Origin of the sequence: Streptomyces sp. NPDC021225, assembly GCF_044332865.1 — a bacterium.
Classification (GTDB): domain Bacteria; phylum Actinomycetota; class Actinomycetes; order Streptomycetales; family Streptomycetaceae; genus Streptomyces.
Genome location: NZ_JBIRPV010000002.1, coordinates 747,598 through 773,616, shown reverse-complemented (window position 1 = coordinate 773,616; position 26,019 = coordinate 747,598). Strand labels below are relative to the sequence as shown.

The following is a 26,019-nucleotide window of genomic DNA, read 5'->3' as shown; positions in this document are numbered from 1 at the left end:
ACCGAACCCCGCCCACCATGACGAGACGTCAGCAACCGGGCGTCAGCCGACTACGCCGAAGTCCTGACCGAAGAGGGCCCGGTAGTACGCGACTTCCGGTTCGCGCTCCATCCAGATGTTGCCGGTGGGGGTCTCCGTTGTTGCGCTGTCGGACCATCCGGTTGGTTTCCGCTGCGCTCTTCGAGATGCACGACGAATGGATCGCCTTACCGCGCCGCCACCTCCCCGAAGGCGATATGGGCGATATCTGCCGTAAACTCTCTTTTAGTTCCTCCGCGCTACCCAACGCACCGAAATGCAACCGCCAGTTGATCCCCAACAGCATGAGGAGGGACACTACCTGGCGGATGCGTGTTCCCGACCGAGTGGCACTCGCTTCGGTATCCTCCCGTGCAGGTCGTCGGAGGCCATTTACCCATAGATTACTGGGCAGTTGACCTCAGGGTTTCGTGGTAGCGTCCTTGTTCGGAGGGACAGTGCAACCTGAAAGGGAAATCGTGAACACGGAGAAGATCGCCGCTCGCCGCCTCTCGCTGGAAGAGGTGACGAAGCTCGGTGTGAAGGACAGGCTCTTCATTTCCGCCGACACGGCAGAACTCAAGCTTCCCGACTGCTATGTCTCTGCTTTTCTGACCAAGTCCGGTGAGGATTTCGAGGGCGGCTCGATCACGGCGAGAACCGTATTCCAGGAAGAGGTCACCTTCCTTCCCGACGACGAGAATGAAGCCGGAATCTACTTGGCCGACGAGAACGGCTCGGTGACCATCGAGGTCCTCCAGTCCGCCGGTGTCGTTCTGGACCTGGCACTTTTCGTCCCCGGTGGGGACAAGGGGGCCCTCACGGCCCTTTACGCCGCGGCCCGGCAGGCCTTCGGCGCCGACGTCGTGCAGATCTGGCGCCAGGGCCTCAAGGAGGTCCCCGACGTGAAGGTCGACATCTTCGAGGAGCAGATTCCCCGGGGGCGCAAGGGGACCGAAAGCCCCAAGCGTGACCGTCGCGCGGTCGACACCTACCCCACCCGTGCGGACTTCATCGAGTTCTCCGCGGGGTGGAAGCCGGTCGTTGAGATTCACAGGCCGGTTGTTGACGACACCCCGACCATCTGAGGCGGCGTTACCTCTCGGTCTCGGCCTGTGAGAACGCCGAGAACGCATGCGCCGGACCCGGTCGGCCCCTGAGCGACCCAGGGAGCCGTCGGAAAATAACTCACGAACGCCGAAGCGCCGTTCCCCTCGATGACCTCGCGAGACAGCCCGCCTGATCAAGATCAAAGCCTGAAGTTGTGCTGCGACAGCCCTCAGGGCTTCGGCGTAGTCGAGTGACCTCCACTTCGTGCTCAGGCGAGGCCGAGGAGCGTGAGGGGTCGGCGGGCGTCACGCGCATTGCGGCGACGGCCGGAGGCGATGTTCTTCGCGCCGTTCAGCCGCAGGGCGCCGACCGCGAGGTTGCGCCAGGTCGCCATGGCGCGGGGTGCGCTGTCGGTCCGCCACCGCGCACGCGGTCAGGTCGAGGACGACGGCCGGGCGCGTGCCGCACTCCTCCCAGCCGGATCATCTGCTATCAGCCCGAACGCCCAGCCCAGCCGCTCATCCCATGCACGACTTTCCAGCCGTACTGGGCCGGGGAACAGTGGTGGGTACCGCGAGGGGGATACGCGCCTTAGACCCTCCCCAGATCGGCCGCGAGGTCCGCCGCCCGAGAGAGCTCGTCCGCCAGTTCCGTCCGCTCCCCCTCGGTGAGTGTGAGGGCGGCCGCATCAGCAAGATGGGCGCGGGCCGTGGCGGGGTCGTCGAGTTGGGCGGCGAGGTCGGCGCGCAGGATCAGGGCGCGGTAGTGCTCGGCGGGGCCAGACGGGGTCTCCTTCGCGAGGACACGATCGAGGATGCGGGCGGCTTGGGCGGGGTCCTCCTTGGAGGTGCCGATCAGCGATGCGTTGTGCACCGCGCGGGCGAAGGGCTCCTTCGGTGCGGGGGCGTGTTCGAGGGAGGCGCCGGTGGGCTGGCCGATGCGGATGCAGTTGCCGCCTGGGTCGGTCATCAGGAACTGCCGCATGCCGTACGAGGTGTCTTTCAGCTGCCCGATGCGCGGGAGGCCACGGGTCGGGATGCGGCCGAGGGAGGCCTTGAGCCGGGCCCGGAAGGTCTCGTACAGCTCATCGACCCGGTCGGTGGCGATGTAGCAGGTGGACCAGGACTCGGCCGGGACAACCGACTTGGTGCCGAAGAACTGCAGCTCGATGTTGTCGCCGTAACTGAGTGCCGCGTACGGGTTGGGGCGGGTCTGTAGGTGGTCCACGGCGAAGCCGAGGCGCTCGTAGAACTCCACCAGTTCGGGGATCGACGGGCAGGGGAGGATGGGGATCATCTTCTCGACCATGCTCCAGACGGTAGGGCGCAGACACCTTCTAGTCAAAGTTGACTAGAACACATGCCACTACCCGCCCACCACCGCCCGCACCTCATCCACCAGCCCACCCGCCCGTCCCACCCGCTCCCCCAACTCCCCCGCCCCGCCGCCCAACTCCCCCAGCAGCGACTCCGCCCGCCCGGCGAACCCGGCAGGCGTGTCCGGCATCCCCGCCACCGCCGCCATCGCGCCCTTCTCATTGAGGCACCAGCGGCGGTGATGCGCGAACAGCGCCTGGACGAGCAGCCCAACAGCCCGGGACAGAGACAGTGAGACATGCAGGACGTCACCCCGCCGGGCGGACTTCGCGGCATTCGCGACCAGGAACCCCGCCTCCCACACCGCCCCCGCCGTCAGGGCATCCCGCAGCGGCTCCGGATAGTGCCCCGCCTCCGCCCGCAACTCGTCCAGCTCCCCGCCCGGGTCGGCCAGCACCCGCCCCAGGGCCACCTCGCCCACGTAGCAGGGCGACCAGAACCCGAGCGGATGCCCGGCCTGCGTGCCCACCTCGTACCGCCCGGCGCGGCAGTCCTCCCACACCGCCCGTACGCGGTCCACGTCCCGCAGGATCCAGTCCACCGCCCGGCCGTCCACGTCCAGCCATGCCCCGCCGTTCACCCACGGCCCCCACTCGCCCGGACCCGCGACCTCCACCGGCCCGCCGACCACCTCGGCCGCCAACACCCCCAGCCGCTCCACATCCAGCGGGCCCCGGTAGTACACGCCCAGGTCCCAGTCCGAGTCCGGGGCGTGTTCACCCCGCGCCCGGCTCCCGCCGAGCATCACCCCGACCACGCCCGGCACCTCCACCAGCCGCGCCGCCATGTCCGCGATCCCGATCGTCATCGGCCCATCCTCCGCCGCGCAAACTCGGTGGAGCCACACCGATGTCGCTGCATAGGCTCGCGGGATGGCCACTCGTACCTTCCGTATCACCGTCCGTGGCGTCTTCGACGGATTGAGCACCGATCAGCGGTCGGAGCTCCTGGCCCGCGCCGCCGAGCACGACGTACTGCGCGCGGCGTTCACGCCGGAGGGGCATCTCAGCTACGACATCGCCGCTCGGCCCGCCTTCACGTTCCGCTTCCTGGACTCGGGGGAGGCCGAGGAGGACATCCTGGACGCGACCGAGCGCGCCGAGGACGCGGCGAGGGAGTGGCTGGGGCAGCGCGGCTACGGCTTCAAGAACCTCAGGTCCAGCGCCGAGGACCTCTCCCAGGCGCCGCTGGGCAAGCGGCAGCGCCGCGAAGCCGCCCGGAAGGGGGCGTAGTGGGTCTCGGGACGGTAGCGGTCACGGGCGCGGCGGGGAACATCGGGTCCGTGGTGCGGAAGGCGCTGCGGGGCGAGGCGGAGCGGCTGATTCTGCTCGACCGGGTGCCGCTCCGGCCGGAGGCCGGGAACGAGGAGGTGCGCACCGTCGATCTGCGGGACGCGGCCGCCGTGGAGTCGGCGCTCGCGGGGGCCGACCGCGTGCTGCATCTCGGCGGTGTGCCGGATGAGGCGCCTCTTCCGGATCTGCTCGAGGCCAATGTGCTCGGTACGCACCACGTCCTGGAGGCGGCGCGGCGCGCGGGGATCGGGCGGGTGGTGCTGGCGAGCAGCAACCGCGCGACGGGCTTCTATCCGGCCGGGCATCTCACCGGGCCGCAGGAGCCGGCACGCCCGGACGGCCTCTACGGGGTGAGCAAGGTGGCCGTCGAGGCCCTCGGGCAGCTGTACGCGGACAAGTTCGGGCTGTCCGTGGTGTGCCTGCGTATCGGCAGTTTCGAGCACGCGCCCACCGAGCCCCGGCATCTGGCGACCTGGCTGAGCCCGCGCGATGCCATCGGCTTCGTCCGGGCCGCGCTGACCGCCCCGGCGTCCACTCGTTTCGCCACGGTGTACGCCGTCTCCGCCAACGCCCGCCGCTTCTGGGAACTCCCCGACCCGACGGTGCTGGACTACATCCCCGTCGACGACGCGGAACTCCACGCCGGGGACATCCCCGGGGCCGACCACCCCGCCGACCCTGCCGCACCTCAGGCCGGCGCGTACGCCCTGCCGGAGTTCACCCTCGAACACCTCCGGCCCTGACCGAGATCATTCACCTGCGAGGAGTGACGGCATGCCGGAAACACCGGGGACCAGCCATGTCGCGATCGTGACGGGCGCGAATCAGGGCATCGGGGCCGCGACGGCAAAGGCGCTCGCCGCCCGGGGCGTTGCGGTGCTCTGCACCTATCTGCGGCTGCGCGACGCCGATGCGACGGACGCAACGGACACGACAGACCGGTACCACAGCGAGCGATCCGTCGACGGCACGGACGTGGTGGACGAGATCCGCCGAGCCGGGGGCCGGGCCGAGGCATTCGAGGCGGATCTCAGCGACCCCGACGCCCCCGCCACACTCTTCGACGTCGCCGAGGAACGTCTGGGGCCGGTCAACATCCTGATCAACAACGCGTCGGGGTGGATCCAGGACACCTTCACCCCGAATCCGGCCGACCAGTTCGGCCGGCCGCTGCAACCGGTCACCGCCCACACCTGGTCCCGGCAGTTCTCGGTGGACGCGATGGCCCCGGCGCTGCTGATCGGCGAAATGGCCCGTCGGCACAGGGCCCGTGGTGCCGACTGGGGAAGGATCGTCGGTCTGACCTCGGGCGGCGACCTCGGCTTTCCGGGAGAGGTGTCGTACGGGGCAGCGAAGGCGGCTCAGACCAACTACACCTTGTCCGCCGCCGCGGAGCTGGCCCCTCTCGGCATCACCGCCAACGTCGTGCATCCGCCCGTGACCGACACCGGATGGGTCACGGACGAGGTGCGGCAATTCGTCGCGTCGAGCGCCACGCACTTCCATGTCGCCGACCCGGCAGACGTCGCGAAGACCATCGTGTTCCTCACCTCCGACGATGCGGCCCTGGTCACCGGAAATGTGATCACCCTTCGCTGAAGGGCCTGCGCCCGTCCGGTGAGTCACCAGGCGGTCAGGTCAGCCCATCCAGAATTCCCGCCACCTCCGCCGGGCGCAGGAGAAAGCCGACATGGCTGGTGTCCAGGGTGTGCACGTCGTAAGGGTTATCGGGCGTCAGTGCGTCGGCCTCGGCGATCAGACGATCCTGCATCGCCACCGGAAGCGTGCGGTCGCCGGTGAGCCGGATATACGTGCGGGCGATCGTTCCCCAGGTGTCGGCCTGCCCACGGGCATCGGCCGTCATCACGGCGAGCGACTCATCAGGTTGCAGAATGTTCAGAAAGGCACGGAACTGCTCGTCGGTGGCATCCGCCATGACCGCTGCCTTGAGGGCGGCCAGCAGGTCGGGGTCGGCCGTGCGGTAGTTCGCCCGCCCGACGCCGAGTCCGGCCGGGTCGCCCACGTTCAACGCGGCCAGCGGGGCCAACAGGTTGTCGGCGAACTCGGGCTCCTGCATGTACTCAACAGGGCTGGACCGCTGTACGCACGACCACGCGGAAATGTACACAAGCCTGTCCACCAAGTCGGGCACCGCGTTGCCCACTCCCGTGATGGCGGTCCCGCCAAGGCTCGCGCCCACCAGCACCACGGGTCCGTACCGGGCCACTCGGCGGACGACGTCAACCACCGTCTCCACGTTGTCCCGCAAGGTGACCTCGGCCAGCGTCGAAGGCTCGGCCGCCCAGGCGTCCAGGTCCTGCGGGGCCTGATAGGCCACCGGGTACTGCGCGTCGAAGCCGTGGCCCGGCAGGTCGACGGCGAAGCTGCGATGGCCGAGCAACGCAAGTTCCCGCTGGACGGGCGCCCACATGAACGAACTGGAGCCGGAGCCGTGGACCAGCACAAACGTGGGGCCGTCAGGGTGAGTACTCATGATTCGGATCGTAATGACCGCACCGCGACCTGACCTCCGGATTTTCGGCGGCGGCCCGGCCGGGCGACGTCGGTGTCACCAGCGGCACGCTACGCCGCCGCGACGAGGACGGCCGCGAGAGCCAGCAGGCCGAGCCCGGCGAGCAGACAGTCGACGGCGGCCCGGATGAGGCGGAACTTCCGTGCGGCGAGTTCGGCCATGAACCGCACATGCTCCACCTGGTAGCCGGCGGACAGACGCTCGCCCAACTGGTCATCGCTCAACGCGGGCCAGCTGGTCCAGTCGTTGCCCCCGACGTACGGACGCACCGCGAGCAGCAGGATCACGGTCGTGGCCAGCAGGGCGGCGGTGCCGAGGGCGCCGGCCACAGCGGCCGGGACGGTCGGGTGGAGGTCGGACGCCATGGAGCCGAGCGCCACGAGCGCCGCTCCGGCCAGGGCGAGTAACAGGCTGGCTTTGGATTCGGAGCGGGCCAGGTCGGCCTGTAAGGACGTCACCGTCGCGGCGATACGGTCTTGCGCGCGGTCCGGTCGCGGGTCAGGTGTGGTGGTGGTTGCCATCGGTGTGCCCTCTCCCATCGCGTCGGCGGGTTTGCCGAGCGCGGTCTGTTGAGAACTGAGACGCCGCGGACCGTCGCTCCGTTTCCGCCCGACGAGCGGGCCTGCCCCCCGCCCAGCCGCCTGAGCCCACGGCAGGTAGTGTCACCAGCGGAGTTGTTCAGGGGGAAACGGCATATGAGCACGGTCCAGCACTCGGTCCAGTTCGAACTCACCCACACAGGCTCCGCCCGGGGCCGTCTCAGGCTGAGGGCCACCCACACCTGGGCCGGGACCGTGCCCGGTTTCGGGCCGGTCGAGCTGGCATGTCCGGCGGAGGAGGATCTCTTCCAGGAAACCCTCACCGCCTGGGTGTCGGGACACGCGACACCCCCCATGTCGTTCACCGGCTACGAATTCCGCGACCTGCCGCGCCTGGCCACGATGACGCTGACCGCCGACGGCTGGACGGGCACGCTGCGCCGCCGCCACCTGGCGGTGACGGCGCGCGGGCGGGCGCTGCGGATCGAGGTCGCCGGGCGCTCGTACCGCTACCAGGTGCTGGGCGGCAAGCTCCGGCACGAGCTGCGGCGCGAGGGGGCCGTCGTCACGATGTCGCGCTCGGGCTGGCGGTATCCGCGCACCATCTCGGGCACGGGGCAGGGCGGCGTCGACGGGCTGGACATCGGGCTGGCCATCCTGCTGGAGGGCGTCTACACACGCAATCTCTCCTTCAGCGGCGCGCTGTATTCGTGGCCCGGCCGCTTCCTGAGCCGGCTGGACGATATTCCCGACTTCTGAGTCACTACGAAGAGGGCTGAGCGCCCGCCTCCGCAACCTCCGCCACCACCACGTACAGCGTCACCGCCGCGAAGAACGGCCCCTCCGCGAGGTGGTCGAGAAACCGCAGCGCCGCCTCCTCGCTGAGGTATCCGGCCGCCGCCGCGCGCTCCGCGTTGCGCTGGAAGCCGAGGATCCGGTCGGCGGACCGGGTGTCCCGGAAGACGGAGGTGACGGGGACGACCGCCGGCACCGCGAAGCCGGCCTCCGTCGCGAGCCGGGGCAGCTGGCGGCCGATGACGCCGTTGCGGACGATCCGCTCGGTGATGTGGCGGGTGTAGGCGCGGGAGATCTCGGGGTCGGGGTGGTCGATCGCCAGCGAGTCCCAGTCGGGCTCGCCCATGACCAGCCGCCCGCCGGGCCGCAGCACGCGCCGCGCCTCGGCGAGGACCTGGGCGGGGTCCGCCACGTGTTGAAGGGTGCGGTCGGTGCGGGCGCGATCGACGCTCGCGTCCGCGAGGGGGAGGGCTTGGGCGTCCGCGATCCGTACATCCACGACGGGGAGGTCCGCCGTACGCTCGCGGGCCCGGGCCGCCATCTTGGGGTCGGCGTCGATGCCGATCACCGTCCCGGACGGGGTGACCGCCTCGGCGAGGACGGCCAGATCGGTGCCGGGGCCGCAGCCCAGGTCGAGCGCGGTGTGGCCGGGGCGGACAGCCAGCGCGTCGAGCATGACCTGCTTGTAGGAGCGGGCCTGGTCGGTCCCGGCCAGCCGGTCCAGGTAGCCGATCCGGTCCGGCACGGCGGCCTCGAACATCCGCCCGGCGACCTCGGCCATGGACCGCACCTCCCGCTCCAGCACCTCGTGCCCCTCGGCCGTGAGCCGCATCGGTCGCTGGCGGCCCTCCCCCTCCAGGGGCTCGATCAGCGCCTTGGACTCCAGGCGGGCGAGGGCCCCGTAGAGGCTGCCGGGGCCGAGGCGTTCGCCCGACAGCTTCTCGATGGCGGCGTTGATGGCGTAGCCGTGCAGGGGCCCGTCGGCCAGGGCGCAGAGCACCAGCATCTGGGCGTCGTTGGTCCGCATGAACCCATACTACGCGATGCGTAGTACGCCGCGCGTAGCATTAGCGAGAAGAGGGCCCCGGCCGCTCTATCCTGGGGCCGTACGCACCCGCACACCTGACCCGACCCAACCCGACCCGGAGCACCCTCTTGTACTTCACCGACCGCGGCATCGAGGAGCTGGAGAAGCGGCGCGGCGAGGAGGAGATCACCTTCGAGTGGCTCGCCGAGCAACTGCGCACGTTCGTGGACCTGAACCCGGACTTCGAGGTCCCGGTGGAGCGCCTCGCGACCTGGCTGGCCCGGCTCGACGACGAGGACGAGGACGAGTAGCCCGCCTCGGCCGACACCGGGCCCGCCGAGGCCCGGTGTCGGGCTCCCGGCTCAGCCGTCCAGGTAGATGAGGCCTTCCGTCCGGGCGCTGTCGTAACGCTCCTGGCCGGAGCCGACGAGGTGTCGCGACAACCCGCTCTCGGCGCTGTAGCCGTTCTCCTTGGCCCAGCCCGCGACGAGATGGTTCACCTGCTTCTGGCCGGTGGTGAAGTGATACTCCGTCTCCCCCGCCGCCGCGTGCCCCGCCTGGGCGATCTGGTCTTCCTTCCAGTCGTAGACGCCCGCGTAGAGAATGCGGTAGACGGCGTCCGTGACGAAGCCGGTGGCCGGGCCCTTGCCGGCGAGCGAGGCGCCGGCGCTGGCAGCGGCCTGTATACCCCCGGTGATGACGAACTCGCCGGTCTGGGCGTGGTTGGCCCAGGAAACGGCGTCGTCCTTCTTGTCGCGGGCGATGTCGGAGCTGATTCCGTCGTAGAAACCGAAGACGGAGGACGCCCCTTCGATGGCCGAGGCACGTTCATTGGGGTCGTGGAAGTCCGTCTTGGTCAGCGTCCCGGCGGCGTAGAAGCGCTCGGCCTCGTACATCTCGTCGAATGCCTTACCGTCTTCCGACACACCGCGCATGATGCGGACGAGGCTCTCCCGGGGGACGGACATATGGGAGTCCTTGGGGTCGCTCGTGCCGTCGTTCCACACGCCGTCCTTGTCCATGTACATGCCCGTGCGGGTCAGGATCTCATGGGTTTCGGGTGTGTAGTCGACGAGCATGCGGCCCATGTTGTCGCGCAGGTTCGGGTGCAGATCGCCCCCGTGGCGGCCCTCGTCCAGGAGCTTGATGGTGTCGCGCATGATGCGGGCCTCGGCATCGGTGTGATAGCCGAGAACGTGGTCCGTGCCGGGGACGTTTCCGGTGGCCCCCGCTTCGAGCGCGGGCCCCAGACCCTGACGGCTGTCGGGGTCGTCCCGGTAGTAGATGTCGCCGTCCGGGGTCTGCATCACGATCTTGGGCCAGTTGCGGTCCTGGAGCACATAGCGCAAGTGGTCGTTCGAGCCGTCCACGCCCGGATCGAGGAATGCCTTGGCGACGTCGGGCTGCTTGCCCATGATGCCGAGCAGATCATCGAGCGGGTCGGTGGATTCGAGGCTGTGCCCGGCGCCCTTCTGCCACTTGTCGGTGCCGTCCTTTTTCTCCAGAGCGATGAGATCGTTCCCGAGATCGAGCAGGAACTTCTTCCCGTAGTTCTTGCCGTGAGTCATGAGGTTGAGGAACGACTGGTAGCCGTAGAGGCTTTCCCCGATGCGCCCGAAGTTCTCGGTGCCCACCTTGCGCAGCCCCTCCTGCCACTTCTTGTAGAAGGGGTCGGAGGGGGACTTGGTCGCGGTGGCCAGCGAGGTGGCCACGCCTTCCTGGAGGGCGCGGAAGTCCTTGTCGTCGCCGTCCTTGGCGAGGCTGTTGAACTTGTTGTTCAGCTGGATGGTGGCCTTGGGGCCCATGGCGTCCAGGAATGTCTGGCTGAACGCCTTGTCGTGCTGGTTGTCCCGGAACAGCCGCTGGAGTTCGGCCATCTCCTTGTCGCTGAGCTTGTCGCCGGAGTTGATTCTGGTCGAGAGCTCCTCGGCTTCCTTGGCCTCGACCTTCTCGATGTCGCCTTCGGCCTTGTCGTTGAACCCGTTGACCGCGCCGTCGATGAGATCGGGGTCCTGAACGGCCGCCTTGAGCGCGAGCTTCACGCCCTGGTCGGCGTCGTCGACGGCCTTGACCGCCGCGTCGATGTGCCGGGTCCAGGTCTGCTCGGCCTCATGCGTTCCCGGGTCGTGCCGCGCCGCGTTGGCGGCGCTCGCGCCGGCCTTCGAGTAGTCGTAACTCGCGACACCGGCGTCCGAGACCTTCATCCCGGCCTTCTGCGCGTCCGCGACCGCCGATTTCACCTTCCCGCGCAGCTCCACGAACTGGCTGTGCGCGTCCCGGAGAATCGAGGCGATGGCGCGGGCTTCCTTGGGCGCCGCGGTGAACTGGTGATCGGTCAGCTGCATATTGGGGCGCGCGACCAGGTTCGCCTGGCCGGTCCAGCTCCCGTCGAGCCCCACCGACTTGACCTTGCTGTCGTAGATCCTCTGGACCGCTTCGAACTTCTTGGCGGCCTCGTCCCATTTGGTGGCGGCCGTTTCGAGAAGGGACAGATCGGTGGTCATGACCTGGCGGTACGTGAGCACGATTCCCCTTCAGCGGTTCTTGGCGGCGCGAGACGGGGACGGCGTGTCTTGCGGATATGGAGCGAGCGGGACGAACAGCATGATTCCCCCGTGGCCGGTCATCAAGTGGAACGCCACATTCGGCGATTGCACTTTAGGAAGCTAGCAGCGCCACGTACAGACCTGGCTCGAAGATCAGAAGCTTGAGGACGATCTGAGGCGGCCGGCGGCAGCGGCGTCCGCGTCGGCGACCTCGAGCAGTCGCGCGGTGGGCCGCACGGACGTCGGGCCACCACCCGTTACGCCACCACCGGCCCCCGCCCCGCCGCCCCCGACTCGAAGTCCAGGCGGGGGTCGGAGGCCAGCACCGCCTGCTGGAGGCGCTGGAGCCTGGCCGACGGTTCGAGCCCCAGCTCATCCGTCATGGCCATGCGCAGCCGCTGGTAGACCGCGAGGGCGCGGGTGCGCTGGCCGGAGCGGTGGAGCGCGAGCATGTAGTGGCCGTGGATGCCCTCGTGGAAGCGGTGCTCGACGACGAGGGAGGCCAGGTCGCTCAGCGCCTCCTGGTGGCCGCCGAGCCGCAGCCGGGTCTCGATGCTCCGCTCGGTGACCGTGAGCCGGGACTGTTCGAGCCGGGCGACCTCGGCCTGGAGGGGGCGCCCGTGCGGCGTGACGTCGACCAGGGCCGGGCCCTGCCAGATCGACAGCGCCCGCCGGAGCGCCGCGTCGGCGGCCCGCTCGTCGCCCATCTCCAGGGCGCGCTCGCCGTCGGCGACGAGGTCGCGGTAGCGGTGGACGTCGAGCTGGCCGTAGCGCAGCACCACGGCGTAGCCGCCGGGCCTGGTCTGGAGGACGTCCCGGGCGACCGCGGTCGACGGGACGCCGAGCGCCTGCGCCAGCAGCTTGCGCAGATGCAGGACGTAGGTCTGGAGCGTGGTCAGCCCGGTGCGCGGCGGCCGCTCGCCCCACAGCTCGGTCATCAGGGTCTGTACGGGCACCATCCGGCCGTCGTGGAGCAGCAGCAGGGACAGGACCTTGCGCGGCTTCATCGCGCTGGGCACCGCCGACTGTTCGCCGAGGCGCAGCGTCAGCGGTCCGAGGACGCTCACATGCATAGGTGGTGCCACCTCCTCACACATCACCTGCGGTACGCGCGTACGAACAGGTCTGCGGCCTTCTCGCAGATGGCCGCGGCTTCGTGCCCGGGCAGCGGGCGGGTGCCGTACATCGACTGGTGCAGACCCTGCTGGACGAGCAGGGCGACGAACTGGCGGGCGACGGTGGCCGGGTCGTCGACGCTCAGCTCGCCGCGCTCGGCGCGGCGGGTGAGCAGGTCGACGAGGTGTTCGACGAGCTGCCTGGGTTCCCCCTCGGCGCAGGCCGGGCGCAGCGACGGATGGCGGGCCACCTCGGCGATGACCAGGCGGCGCAGCGCGGAGGCGCGCTCGTCGAGCAGTACGTGGAGCACCCGGTGGCCGAAGGTCACCAGGGCGGTCTCGGCGTCCGTGTCGTCCTGTCCCCCCGACGCGTCGGCGGGATCGGAGCCGAGGACGGGGGCGAAGTCGGCGGCCACCCGCTCGCGTTCGCCCTCGACGGCCGCGAGGAACAGCCGCTCCTTGTCGCCGAAGTGGTTGTAGACGGTCTGCTTGGACACCCTGGCCTCGTCGGCGATGACGTCCACGCTCGCCCGGGTGTATCCCTCGCGCAGGAAGACGGCGACGGCCGCCTCCAATATGGCCTGGCGCTTGGCGGGCTGAGGGCCCGCCGGCCGGCCCACGGTGCCGCGCCGCGGCGCGCTGTCCGTCCGCACAGGCCCGTCCTCCTGACTCCCCCGGTTTCGGTGCGCTCTTGCCCCCAATGGACTTGCGAGTCTAGCCTTCCATCACTTCACTGGACTAGCCAGTCCAGTCCAATAAATGACGACCCGGCCCACGAGGAGACAGCTCCATGAGCACACCGGAGAACAGCGACGCCGCCCTCAGCCACCTCACCCTGGCGCCCGAGGCGCAGAACCAGCTGTTCCTGGAGGCCCGTACGGCCAACACGTTCACCGACGAGCCGGTCACGGACGAGCAGGTCCGCGCCATCTACGAACTGGTCAAGTACGCCCCCACATCGATGAACCAGCAGCCGCTGCGCGTGGTCCTGGTGCGCTCGCCGGAGGCCCGCGCCCGCCTCGTGTCGTACATGACCGGGCGCAACCAGGAGAAGACGGCGAAGGCGCCGCTGGTGGCGATCCTCGCGGCGGACCTGGACTTCCACGAGGAGCTGCCCCGGCTGGTGCCGTTCATGGACAGCCCGCAGGACCTCTTCGCGGAGCCGGGCCTGCGCGAGGCCTCGGCGCGGTTCAACACCGCCCTCCAGGTGGGCTACTTCATCCTGGGCGTGCGGGCGGCGGGGCTGGCCGCCGGGCCGATGATCGGCTTCGACCCCGAGGCCGTGTCCAAGGAGTTCTTCGAGGACGGCCGGCACCGGGCGCTGTGCGTGGTCAACATCGGCCGGCCGGGGCCCGAGGCCTGGATGGGCCGGCTGCCGCGCCTGGACTACGCGGAGGTCGTCACCACGGCGTGACGCACGAACGGACCGCCTGTGCCCCGGCGGTAGGGCACAGGCGGTCCGTTCATGCGGGGGTCAGCTCTCGATCAGTTCATGGAACGCCACGGTGTCGAAGATGTCCTCCATCCTCGTCGCCTTGCCGTCCCGCATCGTCCAGGAGTGGACGAAGGCCAAGGTCATGGTGGTGCCGGTGCGCGAGGTCACCTCGCGGGTGCCGAAGACGACCACCCGGTCCCCCTGCTCGATGAACTCCTCGGGTCTGAGTCTCATCCCGCCGAGCACCGTCGGGACATGCGCGAGGAATTCCTTGATCCCCGCATGGCCCAGCTTGGTGCCGCCGAGGCCGTACTTGGCCATCCCGTCCGGGTGGACCCACTCCACGTCCGGGTGCATCCCGGAGAGGATCCCCTCGACGTCCCGGTCGCGGAAGCCCGCGTAGCACCCCTGGATGGCCTCGATGTTCTGTGACGCCACGGTGGTTCGAATCTCCTCGGTCTCTTCTCGGTCTCTTCTCGGTGTCTGCTCGGTGTCTGCTCGGTGTCTGCTCGGATCAGGCTGCCGGGGCGGCCGGACGCGGCTTGACGTGGTCGGGGTACAGCGCCTCCAGGGTCTGCCGCACCCCCTCGCGCCAGGGCACCCGGCAGGGACCGGTGAGCGCCAGGCGCCGCGCCGGGTCGAACTGGTAGGTCTCCCGGGTGACCTGGCTGGGCACCAGCTGGGCCGCGACGCCGGTGAGCTCCTCGAGATAGCGGACGCAGTCGGTCATGCCGACCGATTCGTCGCCGCCCCAGTTGACCAGCGTCGCGGGCACGGACGCGGCCGCCCACAGCCTGGGCACCTGGTCGACGAGGTCGTCGGTGTGGAGCAGCGAGCACCAGTTCTGACCCTCCAGCGGCACCGGTATCGGCTGGCCGGCCAGCATCCGCTTGAAGTAGAGCATCGGCACCCCGCCATAGCCCCCGGGCCCGTACGCGATGTTGAGCCGGGCGATGGTGGTCGGCAGGTCCAGCACGCTCGCGAAGGCCCGTACGGCGCCCTCGGCGGCGATCTTGCCCACGGGATAGGCCGGCAGCCAGTCGGCCACCCCGTCCACGGGGTCGTCCTCGGCGTACCGGTGGTCCAGGGTCTGCCGCTTGTAGAGCGCGCCCGTGGAGACGTAGAGGAACGCCTCCGCGCCTCGGCAGTGGGTCATCAGCCGGCCGCAGGCGACCGAATTGACCTCGATCGCGGCGTTGACGTCACCGTCCTCGCCGCGCCGCACGGCCGAGTGGATGACGTGGGTGAAGTCGTCGGGGAGCCCGTCGTACCCGGCCCCGCTCAGGTCGTCCATGTCCCAGTGGCGCGTCCTGATCCCGCGGGCGTTCAGCTCCTCCTCGACGCCCGGGGTGCCGAACCGGCCCAGGCACCAGACCTCGTTGTGCTCGGCCAGCGCCTCGGCCACCGGGCGGGCGACCTGTCCGGTGCCGCCCGTGACCAGGATCTTCTTGCCTTCCAACCTGCTCTTCTCCTCTTGCTCTCCGTCGACTGCCTGCCGTCGACTGCCTGCCGTCGGCTACGTGCCGTCGACTACGTGCCGTCGCCCAGCGCGCGGTCGAGCTCCCTGCGCAGGATGGCCTGGAAGGCCGCGACGTGCTGCGGCCCCATCAGGGTGTAGTGCTCACCCGGTACGTCGATGTACCGGTTGGCCTCGGTGCTGTGCTCGTCCCATCTGCGCAGCTCGTTGTCGAGCCAGTCCTGCTTGGTGCCGCGCAGCGGGATCGCGTAGAAGACCGTCATCGACCGGGTGGTGCCGGTGGGCGTGTAGCCGCGGCCGAGGTCGGTGAGCCCGCTGGCGAGCGCGGCCCAGGCGGCGAACTTCTCCAGGTCCAGATCGAGCTCGGCCAGCCGGCCGGCCGGGGCGATCTCGAGGAGGTGCGCCAGCTGCTCCTCCCGGGGCAGCCCGCGCAGCTGCCCGGGGAGGTCGAGGGACTGCTTCTTGTTGATCAGGTCGAGGAAGAAGGCGAGGTTGGTCGCGGTCTCGACGAAGTCCAGCTCGTCCATGCGGTACTTGATGTGCGGAGGGAGGTTGAAGCTGCCGACGAAGTCGACGCGCTCGCCCCGGGCCTCCAGCGCCTTGGCGATCTCGAAGGCCACGGCGCCGCCGTACGAATAGCCGGCGACCGCGTAGGGGCCGTGGGGCTGGGTGGCGCGGATGGCGTCGACGTAGGTGGCCACCATCTCCTCGAAGCTCCCGAAGGGCCGCTCGCCCTCGTTGAACCCCCGGGCGCGCAGGGCGTAGAAGGGCCGGTCGCCGACGAAGTACTTGGCGAGGTTGACGAAGACCAGGACCTCGCCGACGCCCGGGTGGACACAGAACAGCGGCGTCTTGTCGCCGGCGGCCTGAAGCGGCACCACCGGGTCGTACGCCGTGGCGGCGGGCGAGCCGCCCCCGTCGATCCGGGCGGCGAGCTGCCGCACCGAGGGGGCGGTGAGCACGGCGATGACCGGCAGGTCGGCGCCGCCGAGGCGGCGGGCCACCTGGCGGCGCAGCCGCAGGATGTCCAGCGAGGTCCCGCCGAGGTCGAAGAAGCTCGCGGTGACGCTGACCTGGTCCGGGGCCAGGTCGAACATCTCGGCGTAGATCTCGGCGAGCACCCGCTCGGTCCCGCCCTCCGGCGCCGTGTATCCGCCGAGCCTGCGGGTGGTCAGCTCGGCGACGCGCGCGATGACGTCGTCGAAGCCGCCGGACTCCAGGCGCGTGCGCATCCGCCGGCGCAGCGTCTTGCCCAGGCTGGTCTTGGGGAACGCCTCCTTGGGCAGCGGCAGGATGAGGGAGGGGCGGAACCCCCAGTGCATCACCACGGTCGAGCGCACGGCGGTGAGCAGCCGGTACAGCCCCGCCTCGTCGTCCTCCGCCGTCTCGGGGTGGACGGCGATCACCAGCTGCTCGGTGTCGCTGCCGGGCCGCCGGGTCGGGAAGGCCGCGGCGTAGCCGCCCGCCACGCCGTCCAGCTGCTCCAGCACGGCCTCCATCTCATGGCTGAAGTAGTTGACGCCGTTGACGATGACGCTGTCCTTGCTGCGCCCGACCAGGGTGAGCCGGCCGTCGTCGATGCGGCCCAGGTCGCCGCTGCGGAACCAGCCGTCGGGGGTGAAGGCCTCCGCGGTGGCCTCCGGGTCGTTGTAATAGCCCGCCGTGATCATCGGGCCGCTGAGCTGAAGCTCCCCCACCTCGCCCGCGGGCAGCGCGCGATGCTCGTCGTCGGCCACCCGGATGGACAGCGCCATGACGGGGGTGCCGAGGTTGGCGAACTCCTGGCCGGTGTCGGCGGCGGGGAAGTCGCGGTTGTAGATGCTGCCCGCGCAGGTCTCGGTCATGCCGAAGGCGGGCCAGAGGGCGGACCTCCGCAGGCCGTACGGGGCGTAGTTGGCGAGAAATGCCTCACCGGTGGCGACCACATTGGCCTCGCCGCCGCTCACGATGTGGCGCAGGGCGCTCAGGTCGAGCCGCTCCCCGCCCGCCTCGGCCTCCTCACCCGCCTCCGCCGCCTCCGCCGCCTCCTCCGCCTCTGCGAGTTCCCGAGCCGCGGCATTCAGCGGGCCGAGGAGAAAATTCGGCGTGAAGGTCATCGTCACCTGGTGGCGGGATATGATGCGGAGAAACCGCAGAGGCTCCTCGAGTATGACCGAGGCCGGGGCGTGCAATTGGTTCGCGCCTGTGTAGAGCGGCAGCATATGCGCTTCGAGAAGCGCCGCGACATGGTCGTAGGAAATCCAGTTGAAAGTGGTGTCGGCGGCGGTCAGCCGCTGTTTTTCCGCCTTTCCGGCCATGGACGCGAGCACGTTTCCATGGGAGAGCATCACGGCCTTGGAATTCCCGGTGGAGCCGGAGGTCAGCACCAGCAGCGCGAGGTCCTCCGGCGCGGCCCGGTGGATGTCCGGCGCGGGTTCGCCGCCGCCGAGCTCCTCCGCGGACGCCACGGCGAGCCCGGGCACCGCGGGCAGCTCGGCGCGCATCGCCTCGGTGGTGACCAGCAGCGGTCCGTCGAGCAGCCGGTTGACATGGGCGAGTTGCGCGGCCCAGCGGGCGGGGTCGCCGGGCACCGGCACCATGGGGCAGGGGACGAACCCGCCGAGCAGACAGGCCCAGAAAACGGTGAGGAATTCCCGCTGGCCGTCCAGCAGCAGCACGACCTTGTCATGCGGCTTCAGCCCGCGGGATCGCAGTGCGGTGAGCAATCGGAGCGCGGAATCAAGAAGCTCTGGATAGGACTGACGTGTTGATTCGCTCTCCGCGCCTTCGGCCAAGTAACCTACCCCCGAATAGGGGTAATCGTCCGCTGCCCTGACCAGCAGCTGGGCCACAGAACGCAGATCCCGAGCGTCTTCGGGTGTGATGTATTTCAAGGGCTGTGCCGGCATGACCCAATTTGACCCTTCCCCCCCGATTCCGAGGCCCTGAAGGTAACAGCCTCGAACATTCGCACTCCATGACTCTCCAGCAAGGCTCTAGCGGCGCTCTAGCGGAATCCCCGGACGACACCCTCGTCAGGAATCAGCCATTCCGTTCCTCGCCGCCGCCCCGCGCCCGGAACCGGCCCCGCCTCCGCCGCCGCTTGACTCTCCGGATCCGCGATATATCGTGTCTAGCAGGAGACGCGATATGTTGCGTCGCATCCGTCACGGGGTCCGGTCCGGGGTCCCGTCAGCGTCCAGCCCAGGGGAGGCCAGGGATGTCAGCCGGGTCGAAGTGGTCGTTGACCGAACCGCAGAAGCTCACCTTCGACGACCCCGTGTCCACCCTCCAGGTGCGCGTCGTCGGCGGCACCGTCAACGTCGTCGGAACCGACACCGGGCCCACCCGCCTGGAGCTGGCGGAGATCGACGGGCCGCCGCTGATCGTCACCCACGAGGAAGGCGTACTGCGGGTCGGATACGACGACGTCCCGTGGAAGGGCTGGCTCAAGTGGCTCGACCACAAGAGCTGGAACCGCACGGTCCATCTCACCCTCACCGTGCCCACCGGCACCAGCGCCTCGATCGGCGCGGTCGGCGCCGGCACCGTGCTCTCCGGGCTCGGCGGCCGCACCGATGTGCACGGCGTCACCGGCGACTTCACCCTGGTCGGGCTGACCGGCCCGGTCCGGGCCGACACCGTCTCGGGCCGGGTCGAGGCCCAGGCCGTCACCGGGCGGCTGCGCTTCAACTCCGTCTCCGGCGACCTGACCGTCATCGAGGGCTCGAGCGCCTCCGTGCGCGCCGACTCCGTCAGCGGCGACATCCTCCTCGACCTCGCCCCCGTCGCCGCCCCGGGCGGCGCGGACATCGCCCTCACCACCGTGTCCGGCGAGATCGCGATCCGGCTGCCGCACCCCGCCGACGCGGAGGTAGAGGCGCACACCACGAGCGGCGCCGTCTCCAACGCCTTCGAGAATCTGCGGGTCAGCGGGCAGTGGGGGGCCAAGAAGATCTCCGGCCGGCTCGGCGCCGGCCATGGCAGGCTCAAGGCCACCACCGTCTCGGGCGCGATAGCGCTGCTGCGCCGCCCGCCCACCGGAGAAGAGGATGCGGCCGGCCCGGCGCAAGGCCCTGACCGCCCCGAAGGAAAGGTCCTCTGATGCCGCCCGTATTCGCCCACGGCCGACTGCGCCTGTACCTCCTCAAGCTGCTCGACGAGGCGCCGCGCCACGGCTACGAGGTCATCCGCCTGCTGGAGGAGCGCTTCCAGGGCCTGTACGCGCCCTCCGCCGGCACCGTGTACCCCCGGCTGGCCAAGCTGGAGGCCGAGGGCCTGGTCACCCACACCACCGAGGGCGGCCGCAAGGTCTACTCCATCACCGACGCCGGCCGCGCCGAACTGGCCGACCGCGGCGGCGAGCTGGCCGACCTGGAGGTCGAGATCCGCGAGTCCGTCGCCGAGCTGGCCGCCGAGATCCGGGAGGACGTACGCGGCTCCGCCAGCGATCTGCGGCGCGAGATGCGGGAGGCGGCGCAGCAGGCCCGCACCTCCGGCAACGGCTCGAACGGCTCGGGCAGGTCGGGCGGCTCCGCCGAGCAGCCGGGGCCGTCGTGGGAGGGCCCGTGGGGGGACAAGGAGGCGTGGCGGCTGGCGAAGGAGGAGATGCGCCGCGCCAAGGACGAGTGGAAGGAGCAGGCGCGCCGGGCCAAGCAGGAGAGCCGCCGGGCGCGGCAGGACGCCCAGCGCGCCCGGCAACAGGCCAAGGACGCCCAGGACTTCGCGCGCGAGGAGATGCAGCGGATGGCCCGGCGGCTTCAGGAGCAGACGCAGGAACACCTCCGGGCGGGCGACTGGCAGCGCGCGGTCCGGGAGGGGCTGGCCGAGGTGTCGCGCGGCATGGGCCGTATCTCACGGCAGAACGCCGGGGGCGCGGAGCGGGCCGAGCCGGAGGTCGTCGTCGAGCGCGTGGATCTGCCGGAGACGGAGAAGGAGACGGCGGCTGAGGCCGGGCCCGAGCCGGAGTGGGCCCGGGACTTCACCCCGTCCGGCGACCCTGCCCGCGACCTGGACCGGCTGCTGGACCGCTTCCGCGACGACATCCGCGACACGGCCCGCGACCACGGCGTGAACGCCGAACAGGCGGCCGAGGCCCGGCGGCGGCTCGCGGCCACCGCGGCGCGGATCAACGCGCTGCTGCGGGGACGTACGGAGGAATAGGCCTCACCCTCCCCATGCTCTGGCTATCCTTCGGCCTCGGCTTTCCCCCGCTTCCGCCCGCCCTCGCCAGAGTCTCATCCGAAGAGGTAAGAGTGACGCAGTATCAAGCGCTCGCCCGCCGCATGTGGCACCAGCTGGAGCCGGTGCACGCATGTCTCTACTTCGCTCCGCAGGCATCCGAGGAGGCCGCGGCGCTCGGCTACGACGTCGAGTCCCGCTGGCCCAGCTATTTCGCCTGGCGGGCCGCCCCGCTGGGCCCGGTCGGCCCCGAGCTGGTGACGGCCACGTTCTACAGCTTCAGCCCGCGCACCATAGCCGAGTACATCCCCGCCGTCTGGTCGACGGCCGCCCCGGACAAGGTGGTGGCCGCCCGGCTGCGGGCGGTCGACCGTACGTACCGCGCGCTGCTCGGCGACCGGATCGACGGGCCGGACATCGCCGAGGCCGCGGCCCTGGCCAAGGAGGCGGCCGAGGCCGCGACCCTGGCCGCCCGCCCCATCGCCGCCGCCAACCGCGACCTCGGCTGGTCCGACGAGCCGCACCTCGCCCTGTGGCAGGCCACCGCCGTGCTGCGGGAGCATCGCGGGGACGGCCACCTGGCCGCGCTGCTCACCGCCGGTCTCGACCCGTGCGAGTCGCTGGTGTCCTTCGCGGGGATCGGCGCCGCTCCGACGGCCAACTTCGGCGGCCGCGGCTGGACCGCGGAGGAGTGGAGCGCCGCGGCCGGCCGACTGGCCGAGCGCGGCTGGCTCGACGCGGAGGGGAACGCCACCGAGCGCGGCCGGCAGGGCCGCGACGCGATCGAGCGGCTGACGGACGAGCTGGCCGCCGAGCCCTGGCGCGCGCTCGGCACGGAGCGCGCCGAGCGGCTGGCGAGCCTGGTCCACCCGCTGCTCGCGGCGGTGTTCGAGGCGGGCATGCTGCCCATGCAGAGCACGCTGGGCATCGCCGCGGTCCAGGTCGCGTACGAGTAGCGAACGGCCTTGACCTCAACCTCGGTTGAGGTATCAGGATCGCGGGCGAAGGCGAAGCGGCCTTCGCCCGCGATCCCGAAGGAGCCCCCCATGCTCGGTCCCACCAGCCCACTCCCCGACCTCGCGCGCCCCGACGTCGGCGCCGCCCTGTTCTCCACCTGGGGCGTCGGCACCCCCGAGCGGCAGCGGGCGACGGTGGATGCCCTCGCCCACTCCTGGGACTCCCGTCCGTGGCCGAGCCCGGAGCTGTTCTCGCAGAACGTGTATGTGGGAATGGACGGCGAGACGCTGATGCACCACGCCCAGTGGGCGAGCGAGGAGGCGTACCTCGCCTTCGTCCGCGCCCAGCGCCAGGAGCGGGTGGACGAGATCGACGCCGCCGTGCCGGGCATCGAGCGCCACGGCATCGCCAACTACCGCCGCTACCGCGGCTTCGACACCCGGGCGGCGGGCGATCCCCGGGTGCCCGGGTGCATCGTCGTCATCAGGGCCGACTTCGACGACCCCGCCCCGGAGCTGCGGCGGAGGTGGATCGACGCGGTCATCGAGGCCCTGGAGACCGACCCCGCCCCGAGCCCTGACCTCATCTCCGCCGACTTCCACCTGATCGTCGACGGCGCCCGCCATCTGGCCAACGACCGGGCGCAGGTGCTCAACTACGCCCAGTGGACCAGCGAGGAGGCGTACGACGCGGCCATCGCCGCCGACGATCCGACCCCTGAGTGGGAGCGGGTCAGGCACTTCCCCGGGTTCCAGGGCACCACGGCCAAGCGGTACCGCTTCGCGCGGAGCTTCATACGGCCGTAAAGCTGTGAAGCCGTGAAGCCGTAAAAGCCCTCAGACCCTCAGACCGTCAGCACGACCTTGCCGAAGAGGTCCCCGCTCGCCATCTTCTCGAACCCCTCGCGGGCCCGGTCCAGCGGCAGCACCGAGTCGATGACCGGCCGCACGCCGCGCGCCGCGCAGAAGCTCAGCAGGTCCTCCAGCTCCTCCTTGCTGCCCATCGTGGAGCCGACGACCTTCAGCTCCAGGAAGAAGATCCGGTTGAGCTCGGCGGACTTGGGGCTCGGCCCGCTGGTCGCGCCCGAGATGACCAGCGTTCCACCGGGCTTGAGCGACTTGACCGAGTGCGACCAGGTCGCCGCGCCCACCGTCTCGATCACCGCGTCCACGCGCCGCGGCAGCCGCTCCCCCGGCTCGTACGCGCCCTCGGCCCCCAGGTCGACCGCGCGCTTGCGCTTGGCCTCGTCCCGGCTGGTGGCCAGCACCCGCAGCCCGGCCGCCGCGCCCAGCACGATGGCCGCGGTGGCCACGCCGCCGCCCGCGCCCTGGACCAGGACGCTGTCGCCGGGGCGCACGCCCGCGTTGGTGAACAGCATGCGGTAGGCGGTCAGCCAGGCCGTCGGCAGGCAGGCCGCCTCCTCGAAGGAGAGCTCCGGGGGCTTGGGCAGCAGATTCCAGGTGGGGACGGCGACCTTCTCCGCGAAGGTGCCCTGGTAACGCTCGGTGAGGATGGAGCGGGGCTCGCGCGCGCCGACGCCGTGCCCGGTCTGTCCGATGACCGAGTGGACGACGACGTCGTTGCCGTCCTCGTCGATCCCGGCCGCGTCACAGCCGAGGATCATCGGCAGCGACTCCTCGCCGAGGCCGACGCCGCGCAGCGACCACAGGTCGTGGTGGTTGAGCGAGGCGGCCTTGACGGTGATGGTCGTCCAGCCGGGGCGCGTCTCGGGCTCGGGGCGTTCGCCCAGTTCGAGGCCGTTCAGCGGCTGGTCACGGTCGATACGTGCGGCGTAGGCAGCGAACATGATCCCGACGATAGGGGCGGCGGGCCGGGCGGCGGAACCACGCCGCGGTGTGACACGCGCCGCGCGTACGAACGGCCGCCCGCGCCCGTACGACGACCGGGCCGCCACCTCCATGCGAGGCGGCGGCCCGGCCGTCGTATACGACGCGCGCCCTGGGGGACTCAGCGGCGCGCCACGCCCTCCGCGCGCGCCGCCGCCGCGACGGCCGCGGTCACGGCCGGGGCGACCCGGTCGTCGAACGGCGAGGGGATGACCGTGTCGGCGCTCAGCTCGTCGGCCACCACGGCGGCCAGCGCCTCGGCGGCGGCGAGCTTCATGCCCTCGGTGATCCGGGAGGCCCGGACCTGAAGCGCGCCGGCGAAGATGCCCGGGAAGGCCAGAACGTTGTTGATCTGGTTCGGGAAGTCGCTGCGGCCGGTGGCGACCACCGCGGCGTACTTGTGGGCGACGTCCGGGTGGATCTCCGGGGTCGGGTTGGCCATGGCGAAGATGAAGCAGCCGGGAGCCATCTTGGCGACCGCCTGCTCGGGGACGGTGCCGCCGCTGACGCCGATGAAGACGTCGGCGCCGTCCAGCGCGGCCTCCATGGGCCCGGTCAGACCGGCCTTGTTGGTGAAGCCGGCCAGCTCCCGCTTGACGTCGGTGAGGTCCTCGCGGTCGGCGGACACGATGCCCTTGCGGTCGCAGACCGCGACATCCCCGATCCCCGCCTCGACGAGGATCTTGGCGATGGCGACGCCCGCGGCGCCGGCGCCGGAGATGACGGCGCGCAGCTGGCCGAGCGAGCGGTCGGTCAGCTTGGCCGCGTTGCGCAGCGCGGCGAGGGTGACGACCGCCGTGCCGTGCTGGTCGTCGTGGAAGATCGGGATGTCGACGCGCTCCTGGAGCTTGCGCTCGATCTCGAAGCAGCGCGGGGCGGAGATGTCCTCCAGGTTCACGCCGCCGAAGGAGGGGGCGAGTCGGACGACGGTCTCGACGATCTCGTCCACCTCGCGGCAGTCGAGGGCGATCGGCACCGCGTCGACGCCGCCGAACTGCTTGAAGAGGATGGCCTTGCCCTCCATCACGGGCAGGGAGGCCTCCGGACCGATGTCGCCGAGCCCGAGCACCGCGCTGCCGTCCGTGACGACCGCGACGACGTGGGACTTCCAGGTGTACTCGTCGACCAGCTCGGGCTTCTCCGCGATGGCGCTGCAGACCTTCGCGACGCCCGGCGTGTAGGCGAGGGACAGATCGTCCTTGTTCCGCACCGGCACCGTCGCCTCGATGGCCATCTTGCCGCCCCGGTGCAGCGCGAAGGCCGGATCGAAGGGCTCGCCGTCCGCGACTCCCTCCGCGTCTCCGGCGCTTCCGTTCGTGCTGTCGCTGCGAGGATTCGCGATCTCCGCTGCCACTATTTGACCCCTTTGTCGTATTTCTGTTGAGGGTATCCGCCCCTGGTTGGGGAGCGGGCGGGCACCGCGTCCGGGTCCCACTGGGCGGATATCCGCCGCTGGGTCCAGATTCGAACGCCGGGCGCGCCGCACACGCGCCCCGAGCCCCGGGTGAGGGGGGTAACCGTCCGTTCTACCGGAAGGGCTCCTCCGGGGACGAACGGTTTCCCGCCGCGGTCGTATGTGTGGTGTTCGAATACCTCGCGTTACCTGCGAAAGCGATTGAATCACCCTTGAACGTCCACCACTCGAGACGTTTCCCTATGTGATCAAACGTGATGAACGTCTCGTTCCGCTCATTGGCCGCGGTCTTCCGGCCGGGCGTTTCCGCCCCTGTGCACCACGGGGGTCGCCCGTTACCCGATTTTGACATGGCTGGACGTCTGATCGAGCCAGTCCGGTGGCAAGATGCCCCAATCACACAGGGTCGCGACACCCACAAACGTGTTCTGGCCCATCCGGACACCCTCTCACCCCGCAGGAGGAACGAGCATGACCGCCAGCATTACGCGCCGACGCAGCCGACGGACCGGCATGAAGTCCAAGGCGGCCGTCGCCGGCGCGATCGCGGTCACCGGTGCCCTGCTCCTGACGGGCTGTGGCGACCAGAGGGACAAGACGAACACCACCAGAGGCGCCACCACGGCCCCGCTCTTCAGCATGTTGCCGAAGAAGATCCAGAGCGCGGGCGTGATCAAGGTCGGCTCGGACATCAACTACCCGCCGGTGGAGTTCAGGAAGAACGGGCAGGTCATCGGCCTGGACCCGGACCTCGCCGCCGCGATGGGCAAGGTCCTCGGCGTGGAGTTCAAGTTCAACAACGGCACGTTCGACGGTCTGCTGACCGGCCTGCGCTCCAAGCGGTACGACATCGCCATGTCGGCCATGACCGACAACAAGAGCCGCCAGGACGGCGTCGACCCCGAGACCGGCAAGCCGGTCGGCGAGGGCGTCGACTTCGTGGACTACTTCACGGCCGGTGTGTCGATGTACACCAGGAAGGGCGAGGACCAGGGGATCAAGACCTGGGACGACCTGTGCGGCAAGGACGTCGTCGTCCAGCGCGGCACCACCTCCCACGACCTGGCCAAGGCCCAGAGCAAGACCTGCGAGAAGAACCACAAGAGCAAGATCTCGATCGAGGCCTACGCGAACGACACCGAGGCCCAGACCCGGCTGCTCGGCGGCGGCGGTGACGCCGGCGCCAGCGACTTCCCGGTCGCCGCCTACGCCGTGAAGACCTCGGGCGGCGGCAATGACTTCCAGGTGGTGGGCGAGCAGGTCGAGGCGGCCCCGTACGGCATAGCCGTGGCCAAGGGGAACACCGAGCTGCGCGATGCGCTGCGGCAGGCGCTGGCCTTCATCATCGCGAACGGCGAATACGACAAGATCATCGCCAAGTGGGGCGTCCAGGACGGCGCGGTCCTCAAGGCCATCGTCAACGGCGGCAAGTGACCCG

General features: G+C 70.3%; 26 protein-coding genes. 12 read left to right on the top strand and 14 right to left on the bottom strand.

What is annotated here, in order from left to right; translation table 11 throughout:
* Nucleotides 1–497 precede the first annotated feature (497 nt).
* Nucleotides 498–1,106, top strand: a complete 609-nt coding sequence (locus ACH4S9_RS11680; RefSeq protein ID WP_398371328.1) for a hypothetical protein — start codon at nucleotides 498–500, stop codon at nucleotides 1,104–1,106.
* A gap of 230 nt (nucleotides 1,107–1,336) precedes the next feature.
* Here ACH4S9_RS11680 and ACH4S9_RS11675 read toward each other — a convergent pair whose 3' ends face one another.
* From ACH4S9_RS11675 to ACH4S9_RS11665, 3 genes are all read right to left on the bottom strand, one after another.
* The gene (locus tag ACH4S9_RS11675; RefSeq protein WP_258572997.1) at nucleotides 1,337–1,462 is read right to left on the bottom strand and encodes a hypothetical protein; all 126 of its coding nucleotides are present in this window, start codon (nucleotides 1,460–1,462) and stop codon (nucleotides 1,337–1,339) included.
* 197 nt (nucleotides 1,463–1,659) lie between these two features.
* Nucleotides 1,660–2,376 (bottom strand): bleomycin resistance protein, encoded by a 717-nt coding sequence (locus ACH4S9_RS11670; protein WP_398371326.1) that lies wholly within the window; start codon nucleotides 2,374–2,376, stop codon nucleotides 1,660–1,662.
* A gap of 57 nt (nucleotides 2,377–2,433) precedes the next feature.
* Nucleotides 2,434–3,252, bottom strand: a complete 819-nt coding sequence (locus ACH4S9_RS11665; protein ID WP_311729850.1) for a nucleotidyltransferase domain-containing protein — start codon at nucleotides 3,250–3,252, stop codon at nucleotides 2,434–2,436.
* A gap of 64 nt (nucleotides 3,253–3,316) precedes the next feature.
* On the opposite strand from ACH4S9_RS11665, the gene ACH4S9_RS11660 reads away from it, so the two are divergent.
* From ACH4S9_RS11660 to ACH4S9_RS11650, 3 genes are read left to right on the top strand one after another with little or no spacing between them, the layout of a single operon-like run.
* Nucleotides 3,317–3,676: a DUF6204 family protein gene (locus ACH4S9_RS11660; RefSeq protein WP_311729849.1), complete on the top strand. Its 360-nt coding sequence runs from the start codon at nucleotides 3,317–3,319 to the stop codon at nucleotides 3,674–3,676.
* Nucleotides 3,676–4,479, top strand: coding sequence for an NAD-dependent epimerase/dehydratase family protein (locus ACH4S9_RS11655; RefSeq protein WP_398371323.1), 804 nt, complete (start codon nucleotides 3,676–3,678; stop codon nucleotides 4,477–4,479). The genes ACH4S9_RS11660 and ACH4S9_RS11655 overlap by 1 nt, the downstream gene beginning before the upstream one ends.
* 31 nt (nucleotides 4,480–4,510) lie before the next feature.
* A complete protein-coding gene (locus ACH4S9_RS11650; RefSeq protein ID WP_398371321.1) occupies nucleotides 4,511–5,335 on the top strand; it encodes an SDR family oxidoreductase in 825 nt (274 codons plus the stop codon).
* A gap of 34 nt (nucleotides 5,336–5,369) precedes the next feature.
* On the opposite strand, the gene ACH4S9_RS11645 is transcribed toward ACH4S9_RS11650, so the two are convergent.
* Together ACH4S9_RS11645 and ACH4S9_RS11640 are read right to left on the bottom strand one after the other, a co-directional pair.
* Nucleotides 5,370–6,230, bottom strand: coding sequence for an alpha/beta fold hydrolase (locus ACH4S9_RS11645; protein WP_398371319.1), 861 nt, complete (start codon nucleotides 6,228–6,230; stop codon nucleotides 5,370–5,372).
* 89 nt (nucleotides 6,231–6,319) lie between these two features.
* Nucleotides 6,320–6,727: a Pycsar system effector family protein gene (locus ACH4S9_RS11640; RefSeq protein ID WP_385343260.1), complete on the bottom strand. Its 408-nt coding sequence runs from the start codon at nucleotides 6,725–6,727 to the stop codon at nucleotides 6,320–6,322.
* Between the two features lie 237 nt (nucleotides 6,728–6,964).
* Between ACH4S9_RS11640 and ACH4S9_RS11635 the strand changes: the two genes are divergently transcribed.
* On the top strand, nucleotides 6,965–7,567 hold the full coding sequence (locus ACH4S9_RS11635; protein ID WP_398371316.1) for a hypothetical protein: 603 nt from the start codon (nucleotides 6,965–6,967) through the stop codon (nucleotides 7,565–7,567).
* Nucleotides 7,568–7,571: 4 nt separating this feature from the next.
* Here ACH4S9_RS11635 and ACH4S9_RS11630 read toward each other — a convergent pair whose 3' ends face one another.
* Nucleotides 7,572–8,630, bottom strand: a complete 1,059-nt coding sequence (locus tag ACH4S9_RS11630; RefSeq protein WP_398371314.1) for a methyltransferase domain-containing protein — start codon at nucleotides 8,628–8,630, stop codon at nucleotides 7,572–7,574.
* A 128-nt stretch (nucleotides 8,631–8,758) separates the two neighbouring features.
* Between ACH4S9_RS11630 and ACH4S9_RS11625 the strand changes: the two genes are divergently transcribed.
* Nucleotides 8,759–8,941: a DUF6104 family protein gene (locus ACH4S9_RS11625; protein ID WP_014176503.1), complete on the top strand. Its 183-nt coding sequence runs from the start codon at nucleotides 8,759–8,761 to the stop codon at nucleotides 8,939–8,941.
* Nucleotides 8,942–8,992: 51 nt separating this feature from the next.
* Here the strand turns inward: ACH4S9_RS11625 and ACH4S9_RS11620 are convergent, their stop codons facing one another.
* The 3 genes from ACH4S9_RS11620 to ACH4S9_RS11610 form a co-directional block, all read right to left on the bottom strand.
* Nucleotides 8,993–11,134 carry a hypothetical protein gene (locus ACH4S9_RS11620; protein ID WP_398371311.1) on the bottom strand — a complete coding sequence of 714 codons (2,142 nt, stop codon included), beginning with the start codon at nucleotides 11,132–11,134 and terminating at the stop codon, nucleotides 8,993–8,995.
* Nucleotides 11,135–11,433: 299 nt separating this feature from the next.
* On the bottom strand, nucleotides 11,434–12,249 hold the full coding sequence (locus ACH4S9_RS11615; RefSeq protein WP_358845911.1) for an AfsR/SARP family transcriptional regulator: 816 nt from the start codon (nucleotides 12,247–12,249) through the stop codon (nucleotides 11,434–11,436).
* 23 nt (nucleotides 12,250–12,272) lie between these two features.
* The gene (locus ACH4S9_RS11610) at nucleotides 12,273–12,944 is read right to left on the bottom strand and encodes a TetR/AcrR family transcriptional regulator (protein WP_398371309.1); all 672 of its coding nucleotides are present in this window, start codon (nucleotides 12,942–12,944) and stop codon (nucleotides 12,273–12,275) included.
* A gap of 137 nt (nucleotides 12,945–13,081) precedes the next feature.
* On the opposite strand from ACH4S9_RS11610, the gene ACH4S9_RS11605 reads away from it, so the two are divergent.
* Entirely contained in the window at nucleotides 13,082–13,705 is a 624-nt protein-coding gene (locus tag ACH4S9_RS11605; RefSeq protein WP_398371307.1) for a malonic semialdehyde reductase, read from the top strand.
* 60 nt (nucleotides 13,706–13,765) lie between these two features.
* Here the strand turns inward: ACH4S9_RS11605 and ACH4S9_RS11600 are convergent, their stop codons facing one another.
* From ACH4S9_RS11600 to ACH4S9_RS11590, 3 genes are all read right to left on the bottom strand, one after another.
* Nucleotides 13,766–14,164, bottom strand: a complete 399-nt coding sequence (locus ACH4S9_RS11600) for a nuclear transport factor 2 family protein (protein ID WP_385343278.1) — start codon at nucleotides 14,162–14,164, stop codon at nucleotides 13,766–13,768.
* Between the two features lie 76 nt (nucleotides 14,165–14,240).
* A complete protein-coding gene (locus tag ACH4S9_RS11595; RefSeq protein ID WP_311729837.1) occupies nucleotides 14,241–15,185 on the bottom strand; it encodes an NAD(P)-dependent oxidoreductase in 945 nt (314 codons plus the stop codon).
* A gap of 71 nt (nucleotides 15,186–15,256) precedes the next feature.
* Entirely contained in the window at nucleotides 15,257–18,091 is a 2,835-nt protein-coding gene (locus ACH4S9_RS11590) for an AMP-binding protein (protein ID WP_398371304.1), read from the bottom strand.
* 311 nt (nucleotides 18,092–18,402) lie between these two features.
* On the opposite strand from ACH4S9_RS11590, the gene ACH4S9_RS11585 reads away from it, so the two are divergent.
* The 4 genes from ACH4S9_RS11585 to ACH4S9_RS11570 all read left to right on the top strand — a co-directional run bounded on the left by ACH4S9_RS11585 (nucleotide 18,403) and on the right by ACH4S9_RS11570 (nucleotide 22,126).
* The gene (locus tag ACH4S9_RS11585) at nucleotides 18,403–19,287 is read left to right on the top strand and encodes a DUF4097 family beta strand repeat-containing protein (RefSeq protein ID WP_398371302.1); all 885 of its coding nucleotides are present in this window, start codon (nucleotides 18,403–18,405) and stop codon (nucleotides 19,285–19,287) included.
* Entirely contained in the window at nucleotides 19,287–20,345 is a 1,059-nt protein-coding gene (locus ACH4S9_RS11580) for a helix-turn-helix transcriptional regulator (protein ID WP_398371300.1), read from the top strand. The genes ACH4S9_RS11585 and ACH4S9_RS11580 overlap by 1 nt, the downstream gene beginning before the upstream one ends.
* Nucleotides 20,346–20,437: 92 nt before the next feature.
* Nucleotides 20,438–21,319: a hypothetical protein gene (locus ACH4S9_RS11575; RefSeq protein ID WP_361183248.1), complete on the top strand. Its 882-nt coding sequence runs from the start codon at nucleotides 20,438–20,440 to the stop codon at nucleotides 21,317–21,319.
* Nucleotides 21,320–21,409: 90 nt separating this feature from the next.
* Nucleotides 21,410–22,126 carry an antibiotic biosynthesis monooxygenase gene (locus tag ACH4S9_RS11570; RefSeq protein ID WP_385343288.1) on the top strand — a complete coding sequence of 239 codons (717 nt, stop codon included), beginning with the start codon at nucleotides 21,410–21,412 and terminating at the stop codon, nucleotides 22,124–22,126.
* 38 nt (nucleotides 22,127–22,164) lie between these two features.
* Here ACH4S9_RS11570 and ACH4S9_RS11565 read toward each other — a convergent pair whose 3' ends face one another.
* Nucleotides 22,165–23,127: a zinc-binding dehydrogenase gene (locus ACH4S9_RS11565; RefSeq protein WP_311729831.1), complete on the bottom strand. Its 963-nt coding sequence runs from the start codon at nucleotides 23,125–23,127 to the stop codon at nucleotides 22,165–22,167.
* Nucleotides 23,128–23,288: 161 nt separating this feature from the next.
* Nucleotides 23,289–24,521, bottom strand: a complete 1,233-nt coding sequence (locus ACH4S9_RS11560; protein WP_358845903.1) for an NADP-dependent malic enzyme — start codon at nucleotides 24,519–24,521, stop codon at nucleotides 23,289–23,291.
* Nucleotides 24,522–25,052: 531 nt separating this feature from the next.
* Between ACH4S9_RS11560 and ACH4S9_RS11555 the strand changes: the two genes are divergently transcribed.
* On the top strand, nucleotides 25,053–26,015 hold the full coding sequence (locus tag ACH4S9_RS11555; protein ID WP_385343293.1) for an ABC transporter substrate-binding protein: 963 nt from the start codon (nucleotides 25,053–25,055) through the stop codon (nucleotides 26,013–26,015).
* Nucleotides 26,016–26,019: the final 4 nt, after the last annotated feature.